We start from the raw sequence: 17,586 nt of genomic DNA on the forward strand, positions 1-17,586 counted from the left end.
AGCTGATAAACGAGGAGTAACATAGTGGACAAACCTTGGCTTTCACGTTATCCAAGTGACGTACCAGAGACGATCAACCCAGATCAGTACCCATCTCTTATTGAAATGTTCGAACAGTCGGTACAGAAGTACGCAGACCAACCAGCATTCGAGAACATGGGGTCTATCATGACATTCCGTAAGCTTGAAGAGCGCAGTCGTGCTTTTGCTGCTTACTTGCAGAATGATCTAAAACTGAAGAAAGGCGATCGTGTCGCGCTGATGATGCCAAACTTGCTGCAATACCCAATTGCACTCTTTGGTGTACTGCGTGCAGGTATGATTGCAGTGAACGTCAACCCACTGTACACGCCTCGTGAACTTGAACACCAACTTAATGACTCTGGCGCAAAGGCGATTGTTATCGTTTCTAACTTTGCGAGCACACTAGAGAAAGTCGTTGATAAAACTCCGGTTAAACACGTTGTGCTAACCAGCTTGGGGCAAATGCTGCCAAGAGCAAAAGGTACGATTGTCGACTTTGTAGTGAAATACGTAAAAGGCATGGTGCCTAAGTACGATTTGCCGGGTGCTATTTCGTTCAGAAAAGCGCTGCACAAAGGCCGTCGCCTACAATATGTGAAGCCATTTATGGCGGGTGATGACATCGCATTCCTACAATACACCGGTGGTACAACGGGTGTAGCGAAGGGCGCAATCCTAACGCATCGCAATATGATTGCGAACGTACTTCAAGCGAAAGGGGCATACAGTCCTGTGCTGCAAGAAGGCCGTGAATTGGTGGTAACGGCATTGCCGCTTTACCATGTATTTGCTCTTACCGTGAACTGCTTACTGTTTGTTGAGATGGGTGGTCGTAACCTTCTGATTACTAACCCTCGTGACATTCCTGGCTTTATTAAAGAGTTGCAAAAGGTTTCGTTTACCGCGATTACTGGCGTAAACACCTTGTTCAATGCTCTAGTGAATAACGAAGATTTCCACGAGTTGGATTTCAGTAACATGCGTTTATCTGTTGGCGGCGGTATGGCGGTTCAACGCGCTGTTGCTGAGCAATGGAAGAAAGCGACAGGTGTCCATCTACTTGAAGGCTATGGTTTAACCGAGTGTGCTCCTTTGGTCACAGGTAACCCATACGATCTAAAAGACTACACGGGTGCAATCGGCCTACCAGTACCATCGACAGAAGTTCGTATTGTTGATGATGAAGGTAAAGTGGTTGGCAATGACCAAGTCGGTGAATTGCAGGTCCGTGGTCCTCAAGTGATGCAAGGCTACTGGCAGCGTCCAGAAGCGACCAAAGAAGTGATCGACCAAGACGGTTGGTTATCGACTGGTGATATCGTTAAGTTTGATGACGAAGGCTTGTTGTATATCGTTGACCGTAAGAAAGACATGATTCTTGTGTCTGGCTTCAACGTTTACCCGAACGAGATTGAAGACGTAGTGGCTCTGCATGGCAAAGTGTTAGAAGTTGCGGCTATTGGCCAACCTCATGAAGTATCTGGTGAGTTGGTTAAGATTTACGTGGTAAAACGTGATCCTAGCCTAACCAAAGAAGACATTATCGCGCACTGTCGTGAACACCTAACTGGCTATAAGATCCCTAAATTGATTGAGTTCCGTGAAGAACTACCAAAAACCAATGTAGGTAAGATCTTGCGCCGAGTACTTCGTGAAGAGAACGATGCCGAGCTTGCTAAACGCGCAAGTGAGTAACGAGCTCATTTACTAGAAGATGATGCACCTAAGCCATAGCAGCGCTTAATCTAAGCGAGCGCTGAAAAATGGTGTTAGAATGCCGACAGTTAATGTCGGCATTTTTGTATCCGGCGATCAAAGTAAAATCAGTGAGAGTTTTTGTGGATTATCAAATCATTACCCAAGTAAAAGACCTTGAGCGAGTTTGCCAACAAGCACGTGAAGCCGATGTTGTTATGCTTGATACAGAGTTCGTTCGTACAAGAACCTATTACCCTCAATTAGGCTTAATTCAGTTATTTGATGGTGAAACACTGTCACTGATTGATCCTATTGCTCTTGATGAAATGACACCATTTGTTGGATTGTTGAAAGACACTTCAGTACTGAAAGTGTTACATGCGTGTGGCGAAGATCTTGAAGTATTCCAGAACGCATTTGGTTGTACGCCAACACCAATGGTTGATACACAGATCATGGCGGCCTTCTTAGGTCATGGTCTTTCAACTGGCTTTGCAGCACTAGTTTCAGAGTTTGTAGGTGTTGACCTAGATAAAAGCGAGTCTCGTACTGACTGGCTAGCGCGTCCGCTTTCTCAAAAGCAACTCGACTACGCAGCGGCAGACGTTCATTACCTACTGCCAATGTACAACAAGCTTCTTGAAAAAGTGATGGAAGCAGGCTGGTGGGAAGCGGCGCAACAAGAGTCTGATTTACAAGTGGCTAAGCGCATCCGTAAAGCAAACCCAGACAACGCTTACCTTGATATTAAAGGCGCGTGGCAGCTAAAACCTCAGCAGTTAGCTATTTTAAGACCGTTAGCAACTTGGCGTTTAAAAGAAGCGATTAAGCGTGATTTAGCGCTGAACTTTGTTTTTAAAGAACAAGACTTATGGGCAGTGGCTCGATTCGCAATGAAAGATCCTAAGCATATGGAGCAGGAAGGTTTTGATTACCGTTCTGTACGTCGTCATGGTGCGAAGATCAGTTCAATTGTGAAATTGGCTGAGCATACGCCAGAAGAAGAGTACCCAGCACCAGTCGAACGTCTAATGGACTATCCAGGTTACAAGCAACTCTTCAAAGTGTTGAAAGATGAAGTGAAAACAGCATCGCAACACAGTGGTTTAGCGACTGAGTTTTTGGCGTCGAAGAAGCAACTTAACCAAGTGTTAAGCTGGATTTGGAAGTACGATCGTAATCCAGAGAAGATGCCTGATGTAATGCAAGGTTGGCGCCTAGACGTAGTTGGCGAAAAGCTAAATAAAGCAATCAAGTAACTTTAGTTATTGTAGTCAGCAACGAATGCTTTAGAGATGAAAGTTTCAGACACAAAAAAGAGAGCCTAGGCTCTCTTTTTTATTGAATATTGATAAACCCAGATCAGGCTCTACTTATCGATCTTCTTCTGGAAGCTTAACGTTCAGCTCTAATACTGAGATGTCGTCATCTTTGTGCTCGAAAGTCAGGTCAACCATTGATGGGTCGACTTCAACGTACTTTGCAATACACTTCAAGATGTCTTCTTTTAGTTGCGGCAAGTATGATGGAGCAGGGTCGTCATGGCTGCGTCGTTCGGCAACAATGATCTGCAAACGCTCTTTGGCTAGGTTTGCGGTTGTCTTTTTCTGTGGTCTAAAAAACTCTAATAATGACATTGCGTATTAGCCCCCGAACAGTCTTTTGAAGATGCCTTTCTTCTGTTCCGTTAAGAAACGGAAGTCCACTTGGTTACCCAGTAGTCGCTCTACAGTATCATTGTAAGCCATACCTGCGTCGGTTGCTTCGTCAAAGATAACGGGCACACCCTTGTTTGACGCGTTCAGTACTGCTTGGCTCTCTGGAATCACACCCAGTAGAGAGATGTGCAGGATTTCTTCAACGTCTTCAACACTGAGCATCTCACCTTGAGTTACACGTGCTGGGTTATAGCGAGTCAGTAGAAGGTGCGTTTTCACTGGCTCTAAGCCGTCTTCTGAACGGCGAGACTTAGAGTCAAGAATACCAAGGATACGGTCTGAATCGCGTACAGAAGAGACTTCAGGGTTAGTGGTTACAATCGCTTCATCAGCAAAGTACAACGCCATTAGAGCGCCTTGCTCGATACCCGCAGGAGAATCACATATGATGAAATCAAAACCCATCTCATCTAATTCATCAAACACACGACGAACACCATCTTTCGTCAGTGCATCTTTATCACGAGTTTGAGAAGCAGGAAGAATGAACAGGTTCTCTGTACGCTTGTCTTTGATCATCGCTTGGTTCAGCGTCGCTTCACCATTGATAACATTAACGAAGTCGTACACAACACGACGCTCACAACCCATGATTAAATCTAGGTTACGCAGACCGATATCAAAGTCGATAACTGCGGTTTTCTTCCCTTTTAAAGCCAGACCCGAGGCAATAGCTGCACTGGAGGTCGTCTTGCCTACCCCGCCTTTACCTGACGTTACAACGATAATGCGTGCCATTCTGTTTTCCTTTTATTTCTCTTATATTGCGAGGACATCAACGTGTAATACATCGTTTGCCATACTGAACATGGTTTTCTTTTGCCAGTACTCGCTATCAATTTGATCGCTGAGCCAGTAATTTCCAGCAATGGAAACCAGCTCGGCTTGTAAATCATTACAAATTATTTTTGCTTCAGTTTGGCCACTCGCACCCGCAATAGCACGACCGCGTAGCGTGCCATGAATATGGATGCTGCCATCGGCAATCACTTCTGCACCTGCACTTACGTGGCTAAGAATCAGCAAATCACCATCTTTCGCATACACTTGCTGACCTGAACGAATAGGGGTTCTCACCACTTTTATCGGAGCCATTTTTGCCGGCGCTTGAGAGGGAGATTTACTTGCTGTCATTACGGCAAAACCGGCTTCTTTCGCTAGGTTTTGCATGCGTTTATCTGAACAGCCAGCTACACCAACCGGGATCATGCCCGCTTGAGATATACCATTTTTCAGTTGCACAAAATCGATATCGCCCGCGACTTTGCTAATGTTGATAACAACAGGCGCAGCTGCGAAAAAAGTGGGTGCCTGGTCTACCTTCTCTTGAAGAAAAGACACTGCATTTTCGACTTGATCATCGGATAAGTGCAAAACAGATAGCGTGAAACTGCTACCTTTTAGATCTGGGTTACTAGACATCGAAAAACTACAGGACCTCAATAGCGGATTGGTACAATTTCTTTATCAATAAAATAAAGGGCATTGCCTGAAACTAGGTTTATCATGTTATATTCCCAAACCAAGCACAGCAAGTAATCTTGTTGTCAAATGAACGTTTTGTTCCCAATATTTCCCTAACATAAACTATTGATCTCGCAAGTGAGAGTTTTGTAGTCATAAACATTTAAAAAAGGTTTGTCATGCTGTGTTCTATATATAAAAGTTCAAAGAAAGAAGGAACATACCTTTATATCCCTAAGAAGGATGATTTTTCACAAGTTCCTGACGCATTGATGCAAATGTTTGGTAAACCTAGTTTTGTAATGGTAATTAAAATGGACGGCCGTAAACTGGCTCAAGTGAACATCGATAAAGTGAGAGAATCACTGAACACCGATGGTTTCTTTTTGCAGGTACCGCCACCACCAGTTAATGAACTTGAGCTTCATAAAGAGCGTAAAGCTCAACAAAAAGGTCAAGACGAAGAGTGATAGCCACCTCAATTCAAGGAGGAGTGATCGTTGAGTAAATTTTCGAAAACCATATTGGCTGTGTCGGCATTACTATTGGGTAATAGCCTGACCATTGGCTCAGTTCAAGCTGAAGAGCTGAGCTTTGAGCAATATGTAGAAAAACTAAAGCAACAAGGCCGTGAAGAAGGTATTTCTGAAGCGATCATTGATGAAGCTTTTGATGGTGTGACGTTTAAGCCAAGAGCGGTCAAAGCCGACAAAAACCAACCTGAAAAGAAACTGACTCTGGATGAGTACATTCCACGTGCAGTTCCAGATTGGAAAGTGAAGCAGGCAAGGTCACTCTATAAGAAACACTACACAGCGTTAAAGCGTATTGGTGATGAATATGGTGTTCAACCAAGATTCATTGTCGCGCTATGGGGCGTTGAGAGTAACTTCGGTAAGTTCACGGGCAATTACAGTGTTATTGATGCCCTAACAACCATGGCTTATGAAGGTCGCAGAGAAGCCTTCTTCCGTAGCGAAGCGATGGCGGCATTGAAGATTCTTGATCAAGGCCATATTGCACCAAAAGAGATGAAAGGCTCTTGGGCTGGCGCAATGGGTCAACCCCAGTTTATGCCAAGCTCATTCTTAGCTTATGCTGCTGACGGCAGTGGTGATGGCAAGAAAGATATTTGGGGTACCGAAGAAGACGTGTTTGCTTCGGCGGCTAATTATCTTGGCCAATCGGGTTGGGATGATAAATATACTTGGGGGCGTCAGGTTCACGTTCCGTCAACCGTGTCTATTGAGATGCAAGGTCGAGACGAAGACAAAGCGAAATACCTAAAAGAGTGGTCTGAACTCGGAATTAAGCGTTATGACGATCGCCCACTGCCTACACTTGATGAAGATATCAAAGCTTGGTTGATCATGCCGGACGATGAAACGGGTCGTTCGTACCTCATTTACAACAACTACAATGTGTTAATGAAGTGGAATCGTTCTTACTACTTTGCTTTGGCGGTCAGCCACCTAGCAGACAGAATTAAGTTTGATTAATCGGCCAAATTTGATTAACAGACTTAACTTGATTAATTGACCTAGGTCGCTTTGAATAGCATTTGGCCTACCATAGGCAGAACGAACTAAAGGACTCTTCGGAGTCCTTTTTATTTTATATTTCAGAGATTTAAGAAGGTGGTTTTGTGCTAACAGATAGAGCCGCACAGATGGTGATATTCCATGCGTTGATCAAGCATGAAGGCTTTACCAGTGCAGCAAAAAGCTTGAATGTGTCGGTATCTCACATCAGTAAACAAATTGCTTTGCTCGAGGATTCGATAGGTATCAAGTTAGTGCAAAGAACCACACGCAGCCTTACGTTAACCGAAGCTGGAGAAGTGTTCTATCAGCATTGTGAGCAGCTGTTCAATACGGTGAAAGCGGCTCAAATGGACATGGATAGCCAGCGTGACGACATTTCTGGAATATTCCGTATAGGCTTGTCTCAGTCATTTGGCACACTGCATATCATTCCAGCGATTGACCAGCTTAGACAGCTTTACCCTCAGCTGAGAATTGAAGTGCATTTGTTCGATTACAAAGTGGACATGATTGAGGAGCGCTTGGATCTCTGGATCACTAACAATGAAGACTTGCCTGAAGGTTACATTGCGCAGCGTTTAGCCGATAGCCAGTTTGTGGTGGCCGCATCACCGGATTATCTGATTAAGGCCGGGACTCCACACGTGCCATCTGATCTAATTGACCATAACTGCCTTATATATCGCAGTCGTGAACGTGATTACACGTCATGGGCATTTGATAACGGCCAAGAAAATCTCAGTGTTAAAGTGGCGGGCGATTACTCGGTAGATTTGGCCGAGGCGGTACGAGACGCTGCAGTATCAGGTTGGGGCGTTGCTTACCTAGCGACTTACTTAGTTAAAGAAGAGTTTAGAACGGGCAAGCTCATCCAAGTTTTACCGGAATGGCGAGCAAGTCAGCTGATGCCATTTTATGCCGTGTATCCGAGCCGAAAGAATATGCCGAAGAAGCTTTCAGCAGTGATTGAGTTCATCAAAGATCATATCGGATCGCCGACTTATTGGGACAAAAACCTCAAAACTTGCGTTGAACTGCACCGCTAACTGTTTCCCAATCTATAAATATAATTTCCATATGGAAAAAGTGTGTTTTTTAATCAAAGTTAATCATTAAAATTCAATGACTTAGTGGAAGTTGCTATTAAAGGGCGATTCAACCAACATCACATTAACAACCTCAACTTGCCGCAAACGATTTCCTCTATAGAATGCGTCGCCTTTCCTACCTACAACTTTTAGGTTGACGCACATGGCTTCCCTACTTGGAATTATCACTATTTTAGTAACCGCTTGGTTACTATCTACGGACAGAAAAAATATCCCGCTAAGAACCGTCTCTTTGGCTTTCTTACTGCAAATCTCATTCGCCCTACTGGTTCTGTATGTGCCAATGGGTAAAGAAGTGCTGAATGCAGCCACTGGTGCAGTGTCTAGCTTGATCAACTACGGTCAAGAGGGGATTAACTTCCTATTTGGTGTCCTAACGAATAACGGATTTGTATTCGCTATTAACGTTCTCGGCATCATTATCTTCTTCTCGGCATTGATTTCAGGTTTGTACCATATCGGCTTTATGCCAAAGGTGATCAACCTTATCGGTGGTGCTTTGCAAAAGTTCTTAGGTACAGGTCGTGCGGAGTCTCTATCTGCAACGGCGAACATCTTTGTTGGCATGATTGAAGCGCCATTGGTGGTTAAGCCTTACTTGAAGCACATGACGGATTCACAACTGTTTGCCGTGATGGTTTGTGGTTTGGCGTCTGTAGCTGGTGGCACGTTAGTGGGTTATGCATCGCTTGGTGTTGATTTGAACTACCTGATCGCTGCGGCATTCATGTCTGCGCCTGCTGGTCTATTGATGGCCAAGATCTTGGTACCAGGTAATGCAGATGAGGCTCAAGAAAATATTGAGTCTGATGTTGAAATTCCACGAGCAACAAACGTCGTTGAGGCAATGGCAGATGGGGCTATGTCTGGGCTTCGTATTGCCGTTGCAGTTGGTGCTACACTTCTGGCCTTTATCAGTGTGATTGCAATGCTGAATGGCTTACTAGGTATTGTTGGTGGCTGGTTTGGCGTAAACCTAAGCTTCGAACTTATCCTAGGTTATGTGTTCGCACCCGTTGCATGGCTGATCGGTGTGCCATGGTCTGAGGCTGTTGTTGCAGGCTCACTGATCGGTAACAAGATCGTTGTGAACGAGTTTGTGGCTTTCATCCAGTTAATGGACGTAAAAGACGCACTGAGTGAGCACTCAAAAGCGATCGTTACTTTCGCGCTATGTGGTTTTGCAAACATCTCTACGATGGCAATTCTGATTGGCGGTTTGGGTAGTTTAGTTCCAGAGCGTCGCTCTTTCATCTCACAATACGGCTTTAAAGCAATTTGTGCGGGTGTGCTTGCCAACCTAATGAGCGCAGCGATTGCGGGCGTGGTGCTTTCTCTGTAGCTAGATGATAAGTACAGAGTGGATGAGTCAGTCACTTTATTTCCCCTATAGTAAAGTGACTGATTAATCACACTAATATTCGGTTAGCGTGAAAAAGAGAGCCTATAGTGTAAGAACGTAGGCTTTCTTATTTCAGTGAATAAGTTTGTACCACAGGGTGTGGTACAAATGTTTAGGGGCACAAATGGATTTGTCGATCACTTCTTCTTTGGCGTTAATTGGACTCTTGTCCCTAGCTTGCCAATTACTCGGTTGGCGTTTGCGTCTTCCCGCTATTCTTCCTTTGCTTATCGTCGGTCTGCTTTTAGGTCCCGGTCTCAACATCCTTAATCCCGATGCCATTTTTGGTGACGTGCTATTCCCGCTGATTTCATTAGGGGTCGCCATCATTTTGTTTGAAGGTGCATTGACTCTTAATTTCAAAGAAATCAGAGGCCATGGCCGCATGGTGACTCACTTAGTGAGTTTCGGCATGTTGATTACATGGGCGTGCATCGTGGTAGGGGCTTATTATTTTGTCGATTTCAGTTGGCCATTGGCGGCGCTGTTTGCTGCATTAGTCGTGGTGACTGGCCCAACGGTGATTGTTCCCATGCTGCGCAGCATTCAACCTAAATCTTCGCTAGGCAGTATCTTGCGCTGGGAAGGGATAGTGATTGACCCGATTGGCGCTCTGTTTGCCGTTCTCGTTTACGAATACATTGTCTCTTCAGCCGATCCTACAAGTCATGTTCTGTCGGCGTTGGGGCTGACTTTAGCCATTGGTTTGGGCTTAGGGAGCATCGGTGGCTATTTGATTGCCAAGATGCTGCAAGGGCATTGGGTTCCGCACTATTTGCGTAACGTGGCGGTCCTGACATTAATGCTGGCGGCGTTCTCTTTTTCAAATGATCTGAGTGAAGAGTCCGGTTTATTAACCGTGACCATCATGGGTATCTGGCTCGCCAATGTGAAAGGCTTGGATCTCGAAGACATTATTGAATTCAAAGAAACCCTGACTGTGTTACTCATTTCTGCGTTGTTTATTCTGTTAGCGAGCAGGCTTGATTCTGGGACTTTCCTCTCGATAGGTTGGGGCGGTATTGGTTTATTAGCGGTCGTCATGCTGGTGGCTCGTCCTCTGAGTGTGTGGATCAGCGGGATCGGCACGGATCTTACTTCAGCAGATAAATGGTTTTTGAGCTGGATGGCGCCTCGCGGGATCGTTGCTGCCGCGGTTTCTTCTCTGTTTGCAATCAAGCTTCAAGAGAAGCAATTAATCGAAGGGGCAGATTTACTGGTGCCAATGGTGTTCTTGGTCATCATCGGTACGGTTGTGATTCAAAGCCTTACCGCAAGTTGGTGGGCAAGAAGGTTGGGTGTGACTCAAGAGAAAGCGCAAGGGGTTATCTTCTTTGGCGCGACTCATTTTGCAAGACAGTTTGCCAAGGTGCTGGCGACACACAACATCAATAGTGTGCTTGCCGATACCAACTGGGAAAGCATTCGTTTGGCGCGTATGGATAACCTGAATGTCTATTTTGGTAACCCAGCCTCAAGCCACGCGGAAAATAATCTGGAATTGGATGGAATAGGGCGCGCGATGATCGTCTCGCCTTATCGTCAAACCAACCCATTAGTCAGCATGCATTATCAAGAGGAGTTCGGTGAAAACAAGGTATTTGAGCTTGAATCGACAGAAACAAAACACGAAAGGCATTCAGTGAGCCGAGATAGCAACAGAAGTTTGTTTTCGGAAGGGATTACCTATTCTAAGCTTAACTCCTTGATGGCTCAAGGTAGCCAAATTAAGAGCACGGGTTTGACCGAAGCGTTTGACCTTAATGAGTTTAACGCGCTATATCCTAAAGCGATTCCATTGGGTGTGATTACTGGCGGTGATTTCCGTTTAGTGACGCAAGGTTCTGATTTGGAAAAACTCATATCAACGGAGTGTGAGGTCATTAGTTTATTGCCGCCTTCGGAAGAGATTGAAGGTATCGATACTCCAGATAAGTAGCGAGTGCTCTGTATTTAAAGTGAGTCGCTTTGTATCAAAAACGAATAGCTCAGTATCAAAAAAGCCGCAACGTTTTCACGCTGCGGCTTTCTAATTTTGCTCTAGCTTATTTTACTCTAGGGCGAGGCAATTCATGCCACTGGTATTACTACCTAAGCTGTCATTGCCGACTATTTCGAGTGAAATTGCTCACAAGCGATCATTGTATTCTCAATTAGGCTTGCTACTGTCATTGGACCAACACCACCAGGAACTGGTGTGATGAAGCTTGCGCTCTCTTTCGCGACATCGTATTCAACATCGCCAACGAGCTTGCCAGATTCCAAACGGTTGATACCTACATCGACCACAACAGCACCTTTCTTAATCCAAGCACCAGGAATGAAGTTAGGTTTACCAACGGCAACCACAACAACGTCTGCTTGACGTACGTGACCTTCAAGGTCTTTGGTGAAGCGGTGGCATGTTGTTGTCGTACAACCTGCTAGAAGCAGTTCTAGAGTCATTGGGCGACCAACAATGTTTGATGCGCCTACTACAACCGCGTGCTTGCCGCGTAAATCGATGTTGTAACGGTCAAGCAGCGTGATGATGCCTTTAGGTGTACAAGAACGTAGCTTAGGCATACGCTGAGCCAAACGGCCTACGTTGTATGGGTGGAAGCCATCAACGTCTTTTTCAGGTGTGATACGCTCAAGAACGTGAGTAGTATCGATACCAGCAGGCAAAGGCAATTGGACCAAAATGCCATCAATCTCTGGGTCTTCGTTGAGTTGATCGACTAGCGTTAGCAACTCGTGTTCGGTGGCAGTTGCTGGTAAATCAAAAGACTTCGAGACGAAACCAACTTCTTCACACGCTTTGCGTTTACTGCCAACGTAAACTTGAGATGCCGGGTCTTCACCCACTAAAACAACCGCTAGGCCCGGAGCACGTAATCCAGCTTGAGTACGAGCTTTTACACGTGCCGCTACTTCAGAGCGAACTGTTTGAGAAATTAGCTTTCCATCAATATTTTGAGCAGTCATGAATTTCCTTAGTATTGATATTCAAGTTAGTGGCTGATGTTTTGGCGCATTATTCCAGAAAATCTTTTTGATTACCATCAAGCAAACGTTTGCTTTGTTCTATTTTCCAACACTTATAATTCTATTGCCCTTTTTTTACTCACTTGGATCAGAATGTTACATAAAGCCGTTGCTTTACTGATTCGAATTCGTATAATCCTTTCCTGTAGCGCGCCCTTAGCTCAGCTGGATAGAGCACCTCCCTTCTAAGGAGGTGGTCGAAGGTTCGAATCCTTCAGGGCGTGCCATATTCTATAAGCCCTGACAGCTTTTTAAGTTGTCAGGGCTTTGTCGTTTTCGGGGTTTGTAGTCGGCTAAATAGTCGGGTAAGCGTGTTGCTCAATGTAATCATGTGAAACCCTTTCACTTCTTTTTAGCATTATTAGACTTTTTTTTCTGGTTCATCTCAGCTAACTTTTTCTTTGAAATATCAATATGCGCCAGGGCTACTTCATAACCTAGTGTGACATGTAGACGTCTATAAGCATTCCTTAAGTTCACTTTTGAAAAGAAAGGCAGCTTTGAAGGTAGTTTCTTTACTCCGTAGATAGCAAAGACTATACGGTAATCATTGGTGTTAGGAAGTTGCTTTGAGTCTTTCAATGGCATTACATTTGGATGGTTCGTATAAATTTTCTCACGAGCCTCTTCACTTGAACGAAAAATTTCACCTGAAACAAGACCTTGGCTAAATAGGTGGCTTAGATCTGATGAACTCTTGTAGTGTTTAACATGAATTAGGTCGAATATTTTATCTTTACCATTGTTGGTGTTGGCAAGATCGCAGAACTCAAACTTACTATGCCCACCTCCAATGTGAATGTTCTTTTTATCTAGCAGTTCAATATTCCTATCATTTTTAGCAACAGCAGCGTTGTATTCTCCTTCGTTTTTATGGTCATAAACTGGTAAAGGATAGCTATAGGTAGGGATATTGCTAATAGCATTATTCACTTCCTTTACAAAATCCTTATTTAGCTTGTACCAGATGCCACTACGAATTGCGAAGTGCTCACCTTTATATGTAAGCTCACCGTATATGCACTCGTAACCTTGCCATGATTTGACTGTTACGTGATCCTCATCTTTAGCATAGACTTTATACTTCTCTTTCAAGTGTTTGAGTTCGAGTTGTACTTCGTTACCAAGAATTACGCTTAGGTAGCTTGAAATCGATAGCATCGTTGTATTTTGGGTGCTGCGTGGCTCATAGCTATAACCTGCGATTAAGTCCATGTCTATGACCTCTGGCTCAATGAAATAAAAGCTCTTTTGCTTGAGGTTAGAAAGGCGTTTGACTAACTCATCGTTAAGATGATCAACTTGTTTGTCATTGGTTACTTCGACAATGTTTTCAACCCACTGTAACTCAGGCTTTAGTGGTGCTTTAAAGTAAGCTAAGGCTTTTTTCAAGACAGTAGGTAACAGTTTTAAGTCTGCTGTCAGCATCATCCCTAGGGCATATCGCTTACCTGATATACGACTATTAAAAACGGATTCGGCAGACTTACCTACGATTGCTTGGAGCATATCTTCATCAACATCGATCGGAAAGGTATTCACTTTTGACCCTAATCCGCTCTGACTTCGAGTATTAAGTGGGACAGTTTTGTTTGAAGCTGTATCTACGCTTCTGATCTGCTCGGTGTCCATTGAATTTAAGGCAACACGAAGTCCAAAGTTTGGCTCGAAGTATGTTTTGTCAAGTAAATGAAATCCTTGACCAAAGGTTAGATAAAATGTTCGACCTGCAACATCAATAGATACGACTGCACCAGTTGACTGATTAGAACCAAAGTTCATATCACTAAAGTTTGGTTGCTCAGAGAAAAGATTAGCGAAAGCTGGTTTGTTGCTAGTTGGTTGTTTAATAAAGAGCTTTGCTTTAATTTCTTCACTCTCGAGGTTAAGAACGTACTCGGAGCATCCACTCGTGTTGATTGGAACTACAGTGGACGGGAGAGAGTTTTTTAATAGATAAATAGAAGTAGATGTACTGGTCAAGTTAATATCCTTTTTATTGTTTTAATTACGTCATTTTAAATGATGCATTTATTCTTGATCGGTGAGATGTCATGCGTCAAGTCTTACTTTTATTGCGTCATTTGGATTGATGCAGTTGACGGTCTTGTTTTTATGTCTTAATATATTCTGCATCAACTAAAATGATGCAAGTGCTTATGAAGTTAAAACTACAAGACATTGCTGAGATAAGAGCAGGGCATCCATTTCGAGGTTCGATTAAAGAATCGGATGAAGGAAATGGCTATGTCATCCAAGTAAGAGACCAAGATGAACTAGGTCTTATTCAGTGGGATAATTTGGTCAAAACTGAGGTCGTAGGGCGCAAAGAGCCTGAATGGTTACAGAAAGGCGATATTATCTTTGCTGCAAGAGGGGGGAGGAATCTCGCCTCACATATAGAAAATTTAGATAAGCCAACAGTATGCTCTCCTCACTTTTTTCAGCTTCGAATTAACAGCGATAAAGTGTTGCCAGAGTTTTTAGCGTGGCAAATTAACCAGTCGTTAGTTCAAAGGTATTTATTACAGTCAGCGGAAGGTACTGCGCAAGTCAGTATAAAAAGGGCTGTACTAGAGCAAACACCACTTTCAATACCTTCGTTAGAAAAGCAAAGGGTGTTGATGAAGTTAGTTAAGAGTGCAGAACAAGAAAAGCAAGCTTATCAACGCCTGATCGAATTAAGGCATATAGAGTTGGATTCCATCGCAACTCAGATGCTAAACCAAATTTAGAATTACTAGAGATACGAATAATGTCAGACATTAAAATCAGCCAAAATGAAATCAATAATGCAGTATGGGGTGCTTGTGACACTTTCCGAGGCATTATCAGTGCAGATACATACAAAGACTTCATCTTAACTATGCTCTTCTTAAAGTACATTTCCGATGTATGGCAAGACCACTATGACAATTACAAAGCGGAGTATGGTGATGAGCCTGAATTGATCACTGCGATGATGGAAAACGAAAGTTTTCAGTTACCAATGGTTGATATTCTTGGTGATAACAATGAAGTTAAAGAGACATTTAAGGCGAACTTTTACAGTCTTTTTGAACGTAAAGACACTCCAGGGAATGGTACTCGTATTGACCAAGTGCTACACGCAATTGAAGAAGCAAATGGCACTAAGCTTAAGAACGTGTTCCAAGACATTAGCTTCAATACTGATAAGCTTGGCGATGAAAAGCAAAAGAACACATTGTTACGTCACCTGTTAGAAGACTTTGGTAAGGATATCCTTAACCTTAAACCAAGTCGCGTTGGCAACCTAGATGTGATTGGTAATGCTTATGAATACCTGATCAAGCATTTTGCCGCAGGGAGTGGAAAAACCGCAGGTGAATTCTATACACCACCAGAAGTTTCAGATCTTCTTTCTGTTCTACTTGAGCCAAAAGAGGGCGATTCAATATGTGACCCTGCATGTGGTTCTGGATCACTACTGCTTAAGTGCGGTAATCAAGTTCGTAAATCATTCGGTGGTTCAAAGAGTTATGCACTGTTTGGGCAAGAGTCGATCAACTCAACATGGGCATTAGCGAAAATGAACATGTTCCTACATGGTGAAGATAACCACCGTATTGAGTGGGGTGACACCATCCGTAACCCGAAACTGAAAGTAAAGGGCAAAGAAGACCTACTTCATTTTGATATCGTAGCCGCAAATCCACCATTTTCTCTGGATAAGTGGGGTCATGAAGATGCTGCCGATGATATTCATGGTCGTTTCCGCAGAGGCATTCCGCCAAAAACCAAAGGTGATTATGCATTCATCTCACATATGATTGAGACGCTTAAGCCAGCTTCTCCTACCAGTGATGGCGGTCGAATGGGAGTGGTTGTGCCTCACGGTGTACTTTTCCGAGCATCAAGTGAAGGAAAGATTCGTCAACAGTTGATTGAAGAGAACTTATTAGAAGCCGTAATTGGCTTACCTGAAAAACTGTTCTTCGGCACGGGCATTCCTGCGGCTATCTTAATCTTTAAAAAACAGAAATCTGATGACAAAGTACTGTTTATTGATGCCTCTCGTGAATTTAAGTCTGGTAAGAATCAAAACCAACTAACAGGCGATAACATTCAGAAGATTGTTGATACTTACAAAGCTCGTGAAACAACGGACAAATATTCCTACCTAGCAACATTGGAAGAGATTGCAGAGAACGACTACAACCTCAATATTCCACGCTACGTTGATACCTTTGAGGAAGAGGAAGAAATTGACTTGGTTGCTGTGCGTAAAGAGCGCCTAGAGCTACAAGGCGAGCTTGCTGATCTTGAAAAAGAGATGATGGGCTACCTAGAGGAGTTAGGTTATGGTGCCTGATTCGATTTCACAATTAGATCTAATTCAAGCTCGAATTTCAGAGGTTCCCACTGGCTGGCAGTTATGTAAAGTTGATGAAGCTCTTAATATTCGTAATAACTTTCGAAAACCTATTAGTCAGGAAGTAAGAGAAACAATTAAAGGTCAATATCCATATTATGGGCCCACTAAAATCCAAGGCTATATCTCAGAATATGAGCAAGATGGAACTTATGCGTTGATTGGAGAAGATGGTGATCACTTTCTGAAGTTTGGGGTGATGGCTCAAACACAATTTATTTCAGGAAAATGTACAGTTAATAATCACGCACATATACTAGAAAGTTCCACTTTTTGTGATTCAGAGTGGTTCTTTAATTACTTTAAGCATAGAGATATTACGAACTTTCTTTCTAGACAAGGTGCAGGGCGCTTTAAGCTAAATAAAGCAACACTTGAAAAGTTACCAATGCTAGTTCCTCCACTCCCAGAACAACGCAAAATCGCCAAAATCCTCTCAACATGGGACAAAGCGATTAGCACTACGGAAAAGCTGATTGAAACCAGTAAACAGCAGAAAAAAGCTTTGATGCAGCAACTTTTGACGGGTAAGAAGCGTTTGGTTAACCCTGAAACAGGCAAGGTATTTGAGGGTGGGTGGGGGAAGCACCCTGTAGGCAAAATATGTAAATCAATAGTTCCTGGACGAAATAAACCAAAGTCATTTGAAGGTGAGATACCTTGGGTTACGACACCTGAAATCATTGGGCGCTTTATTCCATCGTTTATCCAGAGTAACTATATCTCTCAAAGTGCGGTGAAAGAATGTGGAGCAAAAATTGTTCCCGCTGGAAGTGTAATTATTGCAGCTGTTGGAGAGTTAGGGTTAACCGCTATTGCAACAGAACCATTAGTTTTAAATCAGCAACTCCATGCTTTTGTCTGCCCAGATGAGGTTGATAATGTGTACCTAAGTTATTGGCTTTCATCGCAAAAGCCCTATATGGATAGTGTCGCTTCTAAAACTACGATCCCATATATGAATAAAACCAATTGTGAAAGTATTCCTGTTTTACTTCCAACGACTTTGGAACAGCAAAAAATCGCCTCAGTCCTTACTGCTGCCGATAAAGAAATTGAAGTGTTGGAAGCTAAACTTGCACACTTTAAGCAAGAGAAAAAAGCACTAATGCAACAGCTACTGACAGGAAAAAGACGAGTCGTGGTAGACGCTGCTTAAGCTTTAGAAATCAACACCCTCTTAGTGAGGGTGTTATTGTTCTACTTA

General features: G+C 43.4%; 15 protein-coding genes and 1 tRNA gene. 11 read left to right on the plus strand and 5 right to left on the minus strand.

Annotation, left to right across the window (positions count from 1 at the left end; all coding sequences use genetic code 11):
* The first annotated feature begins 24 nt into the window (after positions 1-24).
* Entirely contained in the window at positions 25-1,719 is a 1,695-nt protein-coding gene (gene fadD / locus BCU75_RS23980; RefSeq protein ID WP_076674372.1) for a long-chain-fatty-acid--CoA ligase FadD, read from the plus strand.
* Between the two features lie 143 nt (positions 1,720-1,862).
* Complete coding sequence (gene rnd, locus BCU75_RS23985; RefSeq protein WP_131825456.1) at positions 1,863-2,981, plus strand: ribonuclease D; 1,119 nt, start codon at positions 1,863-1,865, stop codon at positions 2,979-2,981.
* 114 nt (positions 2,982-3,095) lie between these two features.
* Here rnd and minE read toward each other — a convergent pair whose 3' ends face one another.
* From minE to minC, 3 genes are read right to left on the minus strand one after another with little or no spacing between them, the layout of a single operon-like run.
* A complete protein-coding gene (minE, locus tag BCU75_RS23990) occupies positions 3,096-3,359 on the minus strand; it encodes a cell division topological specificity factor MinE (protein ID WP_010436847.1) in 264 nt (87 codons plus the stop codon).
* A 6-nt stretch (positions 3,360-3,365) separates the two neighbouring features.
* The gene (gene minD / locus BCU75_RS23995) at positions 3,366-4,178 is read right to left on the minus strand and encodes a septum site-determining protein MinD (protein WP_010436849.1); all 813 of its coding nucleotides are present in this window, start codon (positions 4,176-4,178) and stop codon (positions 3,366-3,368) included.
* Positions 4,179-4,199: 21 nt separating this feature from the next.
* Positions 4,200-4,862, minus strand: coding sequence for a septum site-determining protein MinC (minC, locus tag BCU75_RS24000; protein ID WP_102465847.1), 663 nt, complete (start codon positions 4,860-4,862; stop codon positions 4,200-4,202).
* Between the two features lie 221 nt (positions 4,863-5,083).
* Here minC and BCU75_RS24005 point away from each other — a divergent pair, with 221 nt between their 5' ends.
* The 5 genes from BCU75_RS24005 to BCU75_RS24025 all read left to right on the plus strand — a co-directional run bounded on the left by BCU75_RS24005 (position 5,084) and on the right by BCU75_RS24025 (position 10,898).
* Positions 5,084-5,374 carry a YcgL domain-containing protein gene (locus BCU75_RS24005; RefSeq protein ID WP_076674378.1) on the plus strand — a complete coding sequence of 97 codons (291 nt, stop codon included), beginning with the start codon at positions 5,084-5,086 and terminating at the stop codon, positions 5,372-5,374.
* A gap of 30 nt (positions 5,375-5,404) precedes the next feature.
* Entirely contained in the window at positions 5,405-6,403 is a 999-nt protein-coding gene (locus BCU75_RS24010; protein WP_076674379.1) for a lytic murein transglycosylase, read from the plus strand.
* Positions 6,404-6,573: 170 nt separating this feature from the next.
* Positions 6,574-7,494 carry a LysR family transcriptional regulator gene (locus BCU75_RS24015; RefSeq protein WP_004734177.1) on the plus strand — a complete coding sequence of 307 codons (921 nt, stop codon included), beginning with the start codon at positions 6,574-6,576 and terminating at the stop codon, positions 7,492-7,494.
* A 205-nt stretch (positions 7,495-7,699) separates the two neighbouring features.
* A complete protein-coding gene (locus BCU75_RS24020; protein ID WP_102475285.1) occupies positions 7,700-8,899 on the plus strand; it encodes a NupC/NupG family nucleoside CNT transporter in 1,200 nt (399 codons plus the stop codon).
* 184 nt (positions 8,900-9,083) lie between these two features.
* On the plus strand, positions 9,084-10,898 hold the full coding sequence (locus BCU75_RS24025; protein WP_102475286.1) for a cation:proton antiporter: 1,815 nt from the start codon (positions 9,084-9,086) through the stop codon (positions 10,896-10,898).
* Between the two features lie 170 nt (positions 10,899-11,068).
* Here BCU75_RS24025 and folD read toward each other — a convergent pair whose 3' ends face one another.
* A complete protein-coding gene (gene folD, locus BCU75_RS24030; protein WP_004734180.1) occupies positions 11,069-11,926 on the minus strand; it encodes a bifunctional methylenetetrahydrofolate dehydrogenase/methenyltetrahydrofolate cyclohydrolase FolD in 858 nt (285 codons plus the stop codon).
* A gap of 210 nt (positions 11,927-12,136) precedes the next feature.
* Here folD and BCU75_RS24035 point away from each other — a divergent pair.
* Positions 12,137-12,213: transfer RNA gene (locus BCU75_RS24035), tRNA-Arg, on the plus strand.
* A 115-nt stretch (positions 12,214-12,328) separates the two neighbouring features.
* Here BCU75_RS24035 and BCU75_RS24040 read toward each other — a convergent pair.
* Positions 12,329-13,969: a TIGR04141 family sporadically distributed protein gene (locus tag BCU75_RS24040; RefSeq protein WP_157933922.1), complete on the minus strand. Its 1,641-nt coding sequence runs from the start codon at positions 13,967-13,969 to the stop codon at positions 12,329-12,331.
* Positions 13,970-14,145: 176 nt separating this feature from the next.
* Here BCU75_RS24040 and BCU75_RS24045 point away from each other — a divergent pair, with 176 nt between their 5' ends.
* Genes BCU75_RS24045 through BCU75_RS24055 form a run of 3 tightly spaced genes read left to right on the plus strand, consistent with a single transcriptional unit; the run spans position 14,146 to position 17,538 of the window.
* Positions 14,146-14,721 carry a restriction endonuclease subunit S gene (locus BCU75_RS24045; protein ID WP_157933923.1) on the plus strand — a complete coding sequence of 192 codons (576 nt, stop codon included), beginning with the start codon at positions 14,146-14,148 and terminating at the stop codon, positions 14,719-14,721.
* Between the two features lie 20 nt (positions 14,722-14,741).
* Positions 14,742-16,319 carry a type I restriction-modification system subunit M gene (locus BCU75_RS24050; protein ID WP_102475289.1) on the plus strand — a complete coding sequence of 526 codons (1,578 nt, stop codon included), beginning with the start codon at positions 14,742-14,744 and terminating at the stop codon, positions 16,317-16,319.
* Complete coding sequence (locus BCU75_RS24055; RefSeq protein WP_102475290.1) at positions 16,309-17,538, plus strand: restriction endonuclease subunit S; 1,230 nt, start codon at positions 16,309-16,311, stop codon at positions 17,536-17,538. The genes BCU75_RS24050 and BCU75_RS24055 overlap by 11 nt, the downstream gene beginning before the upstream one ends.
* Positions 17,539-17,586 lie beyond the last annotated feature (48 nt).

Origin of the sequence: Vibrio splendidus, assembly GCF_002873455.1 — a bacterium.
GTDB classification, from domain to species: Bacteria; Pseudomonadota; Gammaproteobacteria; order Enterobacterales; family Vibrionaceae; genus Vibrio; species Vibrio splendidus_J.

Coding starts and splice junctions, on each gene's coding strand:
- BCU75_RS24015 (WP_004734177.1), top strand. CDS start 6,574: ATGGTGATATTCCATGCGTTGATCAAGCATGAAGGCTTTACCAGTGCA.
- BCU75_RS24020 (WP_102475285.1), top strand. CDS start 7,700: ATGGCTTCCCTACTTGGAATTATCACTATTTTAGTAACCGCTTGGTTA.
- BCU75_RS24005 (WP_076674378.1), top strand. CDS start 5,084: ATGCTGTGTTCTATATATAAAAGTTCAAAGAAAGAAGGAACATACCTT.
- minC (WP_102465847.1), bottom strand. CDS start 4,862: ATGTCTAGTAACCCAGATCTAAAAGGTAGCAGTTTCACGCTATCTGTT.
- minD (WP_010436849.1), bottom strand. CDS start 4,178: ATGGCACGCATTATCGTTGTAACGTCAGGTAAAGGCGGGGTAGGCAAG.
- minE (WP_010436847.1), bottom strand. CDS start 3,359: ATGTCATTATTAGAGTTTTTTAGACCACAGAAAAAGACAACCGCAAAC.
- BCU75_RS24055 (WP_102475290.1), top strand. CDS start 16,309: ATGGTGCCTGATTCGATTTCACAATTAGATCTAATTCAAGCTCGAATT.
- BCU75_RS24050 (WP_102475289.1), top strand. CDS start 14,742: ATGTCAGACATTAAAATCAGCCAAAATGAAATCAATAATGCAGTATGG.
- BCU75_RS24025 (WP_102475286.1), top strand. CDS start 9,084: ATGGATTTGTCGATCACTTCTTCTTTGGCGTTAATTGGACTCTTGTCC.
- folD (WP_004734180.1), bottom strand. CDS start 11,926: ATGACTGCTCAAAATATTGATGGAAAGCTAATTTCTCAAACAGTTCGC.
- BCU75_RS24045 (WP_157933923.1), top strand. CDS start 14,146: ATGAAGTTAAAACTACAAGACATTGCTGAGATAAGAGCAGGGCATCCA.